The sequence below is a fragment of the Streptomyces sp. NPDC053432 genome, assembly GCF_055585365.1.
This window is the reverse complement of the sequence record NZ_JBVJKF010000046.1, coordinates 1-7,187: the sequence shown is the minus strand read 5'-3', so window position 1 is coordinate 7,187 and position 7,187 is coordinate 1. Positions and strand designations below refer to the sequence as shown.

The 7,187-nt window shown below is 68.6% G+C and carries 4 protein-coding genes and 1 pseudogene; 2 read left to right on the top strand and 3 right to left on the bottom strand.

Translation table 11 applies throughout. The features are described 5' to 3' along the window. The 3 genes from ACZ6Y1_RS37145 to ACZ6Y1_RS37135 all read right to left on the bottom strand — a co-directional run. Nucleotides 1-1,038, bottom strand: a 1,038-nt coding sequence (locus ACZ6Y1_RS37145) for a trypsin-like serine protease (protein ID WP_469640544.1), incomplete at its 3' end; no start/stop codon positions are given. Nucleotides 1,039-1,109: 71 nt separating this feature from the next. After that, nucleotides 1,110-1,541 (bottom strand): hypothetical protein, encoded by a 432-nt coding sequence (locus tag ACZ6Y1_RS37140; protein WP_469640542.1) that lies wholly within the window; start codon nt 1,539-1,541, stop codon nt 1,110-1,112. Between the two features lie 316 nt (nt 1,542-1,857). Then, on the bottom strand, nt 1,858-5,052 hold the full coding sequence (locus ACZ6Y1_RS37135) for an ALF repeat-containing protein (protein ID WP_469640539.1): 3,195 nt from the start codon (nt 5,050-5,052) through the stop codon (nt 1,858-1,860). Nucleotides 5,053-5,511: 459 nt separating this feature from the next. On the opposite strand from ACZ6Y1_RS37135, the gene ACZ6Y1_RS37130 reads away from it, so the two are divergent. Next, complete coding sequence (locus ACZ6Y1_RS37130; RefSeq protein ID WP_469640537.1) at nt 5,512-6,402, top strand: LysR family transcriptional regulator; 891 nt, start codon at nt 5,512-5,514, stop codon at nt 6,400-6,402. A 104-nt stretch (nt 6,403-6,506) separates the two neighbouring features. Further along, a pseudogene (locus ACZ6Y1_RS37125) lies at nt 6,507-7,088 on the top strand (IS5 family transposase); the annotation flags it as partial. Between the last annotated feature and the right edge of the window lie 99 nt (nt 7,089-7,187).

Sequence of the window (7,187 nt, the reverse complement as noted above, 5' to 3'; positions counted from 1 at the left end):
CGCAGTGCCGTGGACAATCAAGTCGGCCTTGCCATCGCCACTGATGTCGGCGAAGTAGAGGCGGCCCTGGCCAGGCTGACCCAGGAAATTGCCCCAACCCGCACTCCACGGGACGCCGGTGCTGAACCGGTAGGCAGGCTGACCCGCCGTCGGTGCGAAGTTCTTCACGGCGGTTTGCACAGCGATCTTGCCGTCGGCGCCTTGGATGACGAGATCGTCCGCGCCGTCACCGCTAACGTCGGCCGTGAACACCACCTCGCGGAGGCGCTGCCGGACCTCCCTCGCCCAGGTTTCAACGGCCGCGTCGTCAACCCGGACCGAGACCGCGCCCGTGCGGGTTTCCGCCGGGTCCTGGCCGAAGCACCCGCCCTGCCAGGAACGGCTGTTGACCGCCACGAGTTCGACCTTGCCGTTGGCCTCCCGGACAAGCGGGCCGCCGGTGTCCCCGGCGCAGACGGCAGCGTTGCTCTGCCCCGTGATGGCGACCTGCGAGCTGTCGGTGCCGTCCACCAAGAAGGTTCCGCTGTGGACGGCGAGGGGCGACCACTCGGTCTTGGTCCGGCCGAATCCGGAGGACCGCAGAGACTCACCGGCCGCCGGAGCTGTCGTGGAGAGGGCGATCGGCGTGATCCCGGCAACGCCGGTGGTCGGCTGCGCCAGGCGCGCCATGACCAGGTCGCGGCCCTGGAAGGGCACGAGTTCGACGACGTCCGTGACCAGACCGGTGGCCGTGGTCAGGTCACCACGGCCGATGGTGGCCACAGTCTTCGCTACCGGTGCGCCTTCCGCCGGGACGGCTCCTGAGGCGGGGTCGTCAACGAAGCAGGAAGCCGCGGTCAGTACCCAGCGCGGATCCACCAGGGATCCGGAGCAGGCTCGGGCACCCTTGCCTATGTCGAGGCGCACCGTGTAGGAACCGGCGGTGTCCACAGCAGGGGTTCCGGTGACGGCATGGGCCGAGGAGGTGCCCAGCATCAGCGGAACGGCGACGAACGGGGCGGCGAGAGCGGTGAGACGCACACGTCTGGCGGAATGCATGGCTTCTTCCTTATTCGTGAACGGGTGGAGCGGTGCCTTCGGGCGAGGGATCTCAGGTGCTGCCCGAACGGCTACAGCGAGGTCCTTATCTCTACGAGGACGTGGTCGCGGCGCTGCGGGTCCTGTGACTCGCCCACGCCCTGCCACTGGTTCGCGGACAGGCTGACGTTCTGCTCGCTGCCCTCGGCGGTCAGCTTGACGTCGCTCTTGTGGGTGGCGTCGGACTTCATCCCGTACACGGCCGGGATCTCCACGCTGAGGTAGCCCGTCTTTCCGGTGACCCGAAAGCAGATGCGTCCCTTGGTCCGGGAGTAGACCTCCATCAGTCCGGCGTCCGAACCACAGTCGGCGAGGGTGATGTGGCCGTCACCGCGCTTGAGGACGATTCCGAGATCGGTGCTGATCTTCTCGGCACCAGGGTAGTTGAAGTATTCAACGGCATAGGGGGCCTGGAGATCGGCAGCGGTGGACATGCTGTTCGACGCGTCGCTGGCGTACGCCAAGGAGATTGTGGCGGCGGCACACGCCGCCACTGCTGCACCTGTCGCAATGACACGCTGGGTAATACGCATTCCGGATTCCTTCTGATTTATGGGGAACTTAACCCATGTGGTCCGTGGGCGAAGGCTGCCGACTCGCCACGGGGCTGCCGACTGCCCGGACGGTGGCGAAAAAAATCCACCACTCGCTGACAGACATGTCAGGAGTCAACATCGGCCCTCGCCTCCCCTGACATGGCAAATGAGTGTTCGAGGCGGGGCGGGGAAGGAACACACAGCAGAATTCAATCCCCACCCCGCTGGCAAGTTGCTGGAGTGCCTACCAGGTCACCCAGCCGATGAGGGTGGTTGCCGCGTCCTCGGCAGCCCCCGAAACCTTGGCGCCAACTTCTTCGGCAAGACCGAACCTGCTGAAGAGGCGTCCCTTGCCGAAGAAGGCGCCACCTAGCACCGCCACACCGAGTGCGGCGTGGAACTCGCTGCTGTCCCAGCCGTAGGCCCTCCCGCTGAAGTACGCGCTTGCCCCCTGCAAGGCCACGGATGCGGCGCCAAGCACCATGGCCGCCGTGCCCAGAACCCCAGACGCCGGCGTCGGGGCCAGGGCCGCAAGGCCAAGCACGAACGACGCAGTCCCAGCGATCGTGCTCCAGTGTCCAGTGACGCCAGCCCAGTCCTTGTCACTGTGGACATCGTCGGGCCACAGCTCCCAGTCCACGTACCAGGGTTTGTCGCTCTCCGGGGTCTGAGAGGGGTTGGTCCCATTCTGCCGCTGGCGCCTGGCCTCTTCCGCCGCCTGCTTCGCCGCCGCTTCTGCCTCGGCCCGCCGTTTGTCGGCCGCGACTCGCTTCGCCTCTCTGGAAGCGGAAGCCGCCGCGATCTCGTCCTTGCCCGCCTGGATGGCCGATGCCTGTGCCTCGGTGGCGGAAGTCTGCGCGCTCAGCGCGGAGGACGCCGCCTGCTTAGCGGAAGCCATGGCCTGCCGCATCGAGTAGTTGGCCGTCCGGGCCGCATTGCGGGCCACGGACGCGGCCTGTGCGGCGGAGGCTGCCGACTTGGCCGCCGCGGCCGCCGACGCGTCGGCGGCATCCGCGTTCGTAGTCGCTTCCCGCGCCGCGGCCTTCGCAGCCTCCGCGTAGTTCTGCGCCTTGGTAGCCCAGTCGGCAGCCTCCGTCGCCGCCTGGCGGGCCTCGGCCGCCGCCTTCGAGGCCAAAGCGGCATCCTCGAGGGCCTTGGCTGCCACCTTGGCGGCATGCGCGATGGCCGCGCGGATGGCAGCCACGTGGGAGGCGTGGTCCGCATCGATACGGGCAATGTCGAACTTGTCATGGGCGACGAAGTTCCGCCGCATACGGGCCGGACCGTTCAGGACAATCTCCGCCGCCGCCTTCATGTACGGCCCGCCCGAGGAGAGGAGGGTGAACACCTCGACGTGGTCGTCCAGCTTGACGGCTTCCGGCAGTTCCACGCCGAGGAAGCGGTGCAGGGCCGCGGGGCTGCCGTCGTTCAGTGCCGCCTCGGCCTTGGCCCTGACTTCCTTGCCGGGGTTCTGAGCCAGGATTTCGAAGACGGTGAGGCGGTTCTGCGTGACAGCGGACTCGACGATGCCCGTAGTGAGAAAATCGCGCACCGCGCTGGAAGCAGCGCTCGCCAGCGCTCGGTGGGCGGCCTCAGCCACGTCGGGCGTCGCCGCCTTGGCCACGACGAGAGCGGTCTCCCGGTCATCCTGGTCCTGGGCTAGCAGGCGGTCAGTGTCAACCCAGTTGACCACGTCGTAGTCGCTGCCGGACAGCGCGAACTCCGCAGCCTCACGGGTCCAGGTGCCGGTCGAGTCCAGGAGCCTGACGGCAGCCTTGCGGCCGGTCGCGACGGCCTTGGAGGTATCGCCGGCGCGCAGCGCTGCTTCGGCGGCGGCGATGAGGTCCCTGATGTCCGTCGCGGTCCTGTCCGCCTGAGTGCGCTCCCGGTTAGCCTTGGCGATCTCATAAACCTCAGCCTGCGCTCTGGTGCGGGCCTCCTCCACGCCCAGTGTCTTCTCCTCCTCCAGCCGCGCGGTCTCCGCATCGCGGGCTGCCTGCTCCACGGACTGCGCTTCCTTGACCGCGTCGGAGGCCGTGCTGGCGGCCTGCACCGCAGCCGCCGCGTGAGCGGTGGACCGCTTGGCGTACTCGATGGCCTGCCCCGCGTGGGCCGCCGCCTCGTCGGCCGCCGCGGCGGCGTTCTCAGCGTGGGTGGCAGCGCTGATGGCCGCATCGCGTGCCACCTTGGCCGCAGTAGCGGCCCGGTTGGCGAGAGTCTTCGCGATCCCCGCCGCCCTGGTGGCACGTGCCGCAGCCGCGTCAGCCTCGGCAGCCGCTCGTTTGGCTGCTTCCGCCTCGGCCTTTGCGGCGCCGGACGCAACAGCGGCGTCGGCGGCCGCGCTGGCGGCGGCCGCGGCGTCCTGGGCCGCGGCCGCAGCGGCAGCGCCAGCCGACTCCGACTGCTGCGCGGCGGTCCAGGCCTGGTCTGCGGCCGCGGCGGCGGTGCGGGCGCGTTTCGCCGCATCCCTCGCGCCTTGGGCTGCGGCCCGGGCGGCCGAGGCCATGGATGCATCCTTAGAGGCCGCGATCGCGGCGTTGTAGGCGCGGGACGCCGCTGCGCCGGCCGACGCGGCGGCGGCGGCAGCTCCCTGCGCGGCCTTCGCTGCACGGCTGGAAGCGGCCTGGGCCGTACGGGAGGCGGCGATCGCGGTATTCGCCGCATCAGCCGCTCCGCTCGCGGCCTTCGCCGCGGCATTGGCGGCGTCGGCCGACTTCTTCACCTCGCCCTGGGCAGCGACCGCCTCGGCCTTGGCCTTCAACGCAGCGGCCTTCGCCTTCTCGGCGGCTTCCTTCGCACGGTCGGAGGCAGCGACGGCCTGCTCCGTCTGCAGCTTCGCCCGCTTGCCCTCACGATCGACGATGGCCACCAGCTGCTCGATCGTCGCGGCCTCGTCGTCCCGGGCACGGGCAATGTATTGGCCGGACACAAGGAACTGATGAATAGCAGCAGGTGACCCGTCGTTCAAAGCCCGCTCGGCATACTTCCGCACCTCGGGCGAGGCGGTGGCGAGGATAGCGAAGACTTCAACCCGCTCGTCCTCCTGCAAGGCCGTGTACTGCGTCTCGTCCATGAACTTGCGGAGCGCGGCCTGGCTGCCATCGTCGAGAGCTTTGCCCCCCTCACGCTTCACGCCGGGCCCACTGTTGTTGATGACAGCAAAGACGTCGGCCCGCCGGTCGGTGTCCACGGCCTGGGCATAGCCGCCATGCAGGAAGGCTGCGATCGCGTCATCTCCGCCTGTCAACGCAGCGTTGGCTGCTTGTCGTGTCGACTTGCCCGCATAGGGCAGTGCCGCGAAGACGGCCGTGCGATTGTCCAACGCCCTCGCGACCGGCAATTCGGCGCCGAGGAAAGACGAGACAGCAGCCGACGGCCCGGCAAGCGCCATGGCGGCGGCCTCGCGGACCGCGCGCCCCCCTGTCTTGTACGCCCACACGGCCCTACCGCGATCAGTATCCGGCAGACCACTACCCCTAGCAGGGTCGGCCGCGTAGGCGGGCGAGGCTCCTAGGCTGACAATTGTGGGCAGGGCAGGGGCCGCTGCGGCCCCTGCGAACGTGGCGAGTATGCGACGCCTGCTCCAGAGCGATGGTGATGTCACGCGCATCTCTCCCCCCGGTGGCGGCAGCTCGGGATCGTGCTCGGACAGGGCGATCTCGGTGGGGCTGTCGTCGCGGCGGAGGCAGACGTATCCTCCGCCGACTCGACCTCACGAAAGCCCAGGTGGATGGTGAAGAACCGGCTGGAAGCGGCTACGTCCCCCACGGTCAGCGACACCTTGGTAGTGACGAAGTTCATGCACTGAGCGTCCGGTGTGGACAAGCCGATGATCAACGGTCGATCATGCAACGCCGGTTAAGCCAGGGTTAACGAACAAACGGGGGTGTGGGGGCACGTGGAGCTGCGCGACATCGAGATCTTCCTGACGTTGTCGGAGGAGCTGCACTTCGGACGGACGGCCGAGCGGCTGCACCTGTCGGCTGCGCGGGTCAGTCAGGCGATCAAGAAGCAGGAACGGTCGATCGGGGCGCCGCTCTTCGAGCGGAGCAGTCGCCAAGTCCGGCTCACGCCGATGGGTGAACAGTTGTGCGGTGATCTGCGGCCGGTGTTCCAGAGCCTGAAGGCGAGCGTGGACCGGGCGCGGCTCGCCGCCCAAGGCAAGACGGACGTCCTACGGATCGGCCTGATGGTCACCAACGGCCACGAACTGCGGCCGTTCTGGGACGCCTTCCGCGCGCGGCACCCGCAGTGGGGGCTGCGGCTGAGCCACAACGGCTACATCGACCCGTTCGCCCCGCTGCGCGCCGGCGAGATCGACCTGCTGCTGTCATGGCTCCCGGTGGAAGAGCCCGATCTGACCGTGGGGCCCGTGCTCTTCGTGGAGCCCAGGGTCGCGCTGTTGGCCGCCGACCATCGGCTGGCCCATCGCCCGTCGGTGACCTTGGAAGCGTTCGCGGACCACGGTGTCGCGGGGCCGGAGGGGTTCCAGCCCAACTACTTCGAGGACGCCTTCCTCCCGTACTCTGCGCCCAGCGGTCGTGCCATCGAACGGAAGTTCCAGGTCTCGACGCTGGACCAGCTGTACACATACAGCGCCGAGGGGGAAGTCCTCCACATGCTGGGGAATCAAGTCACCCGCTTCTACGTCCGGCCCGACGTCACGTACGTCCCCGTTCGTGACGCGCCCCTCCTGCGGTGGGGACTGGTCTGGCGGTCGCACAACGACAGCCCGATGGTCCGGTCCTTCGTACGCGTCGCCCGCGAGCTCGGCACGATGTCCTTGTAAGGGGCCTGCCGACGGACGCGTCTACTGATTTTGAAGGGTTCGAGCCAGCCGGCGGTTTCAACGCCGCCAGCTTCACCGCCAAGGCCTGTCTGATAAGTGATCTTGTGGCAGGTCGAGGTGAGGTGACGGATGCGGCGTGGGAGCGGATAGAGCGCTTGCTGCCGCGCATGGACGGGCGTGGGCGTCCGTGGCGTGATCACCGGCAGGTGGTCAATGGTGTGCTGTGGCGGTTGCGGACCGGGGCTCCGTGGCGTGACCTGCCCGAGCGGTATGGCCCGTGGCAGACCGTCTACGAGCGGTTCGCCCGCTGGGAGGCGGATGGCACGTGGGCAGCGCTGTCGGAACACGTGCAGGTCCACGACGACGCGATGGGCTTGGGTGGAGTGGACCGTCACTGTCGGCTCCACAGCCAACCGGGCCCACCAACATGCCGCTGGCGCGCCTAAAAAGGGGCGGCAGGCGGGGACGAACTGGAAGATCCGGGCTGGTCGCAGACGCGCCAGGCCCTCGGCCGGTCCCGGGGCGGACTGACCACCAAGGTCCACCTCGCCGTCGAGGGCCGGGGCCTGCCCCTGTCCATCGTGCTCACGCCCGGCAACATCAACGACGCCACCGCGTTCGCCCAGGTCCTCGACGGGATCCGCGTCCCGCAGCCGACACCGGCCGCCCGCGCACGACACCGGCCCGGGTCCTAGACGAGTAAGTCCGAAGTCCTGGTCAGTGGTCGTAGGCGATCAGTGATCGTGTGATCGGTGTTCCGGTGGCCCGGTTGTGCCAGATCGCCG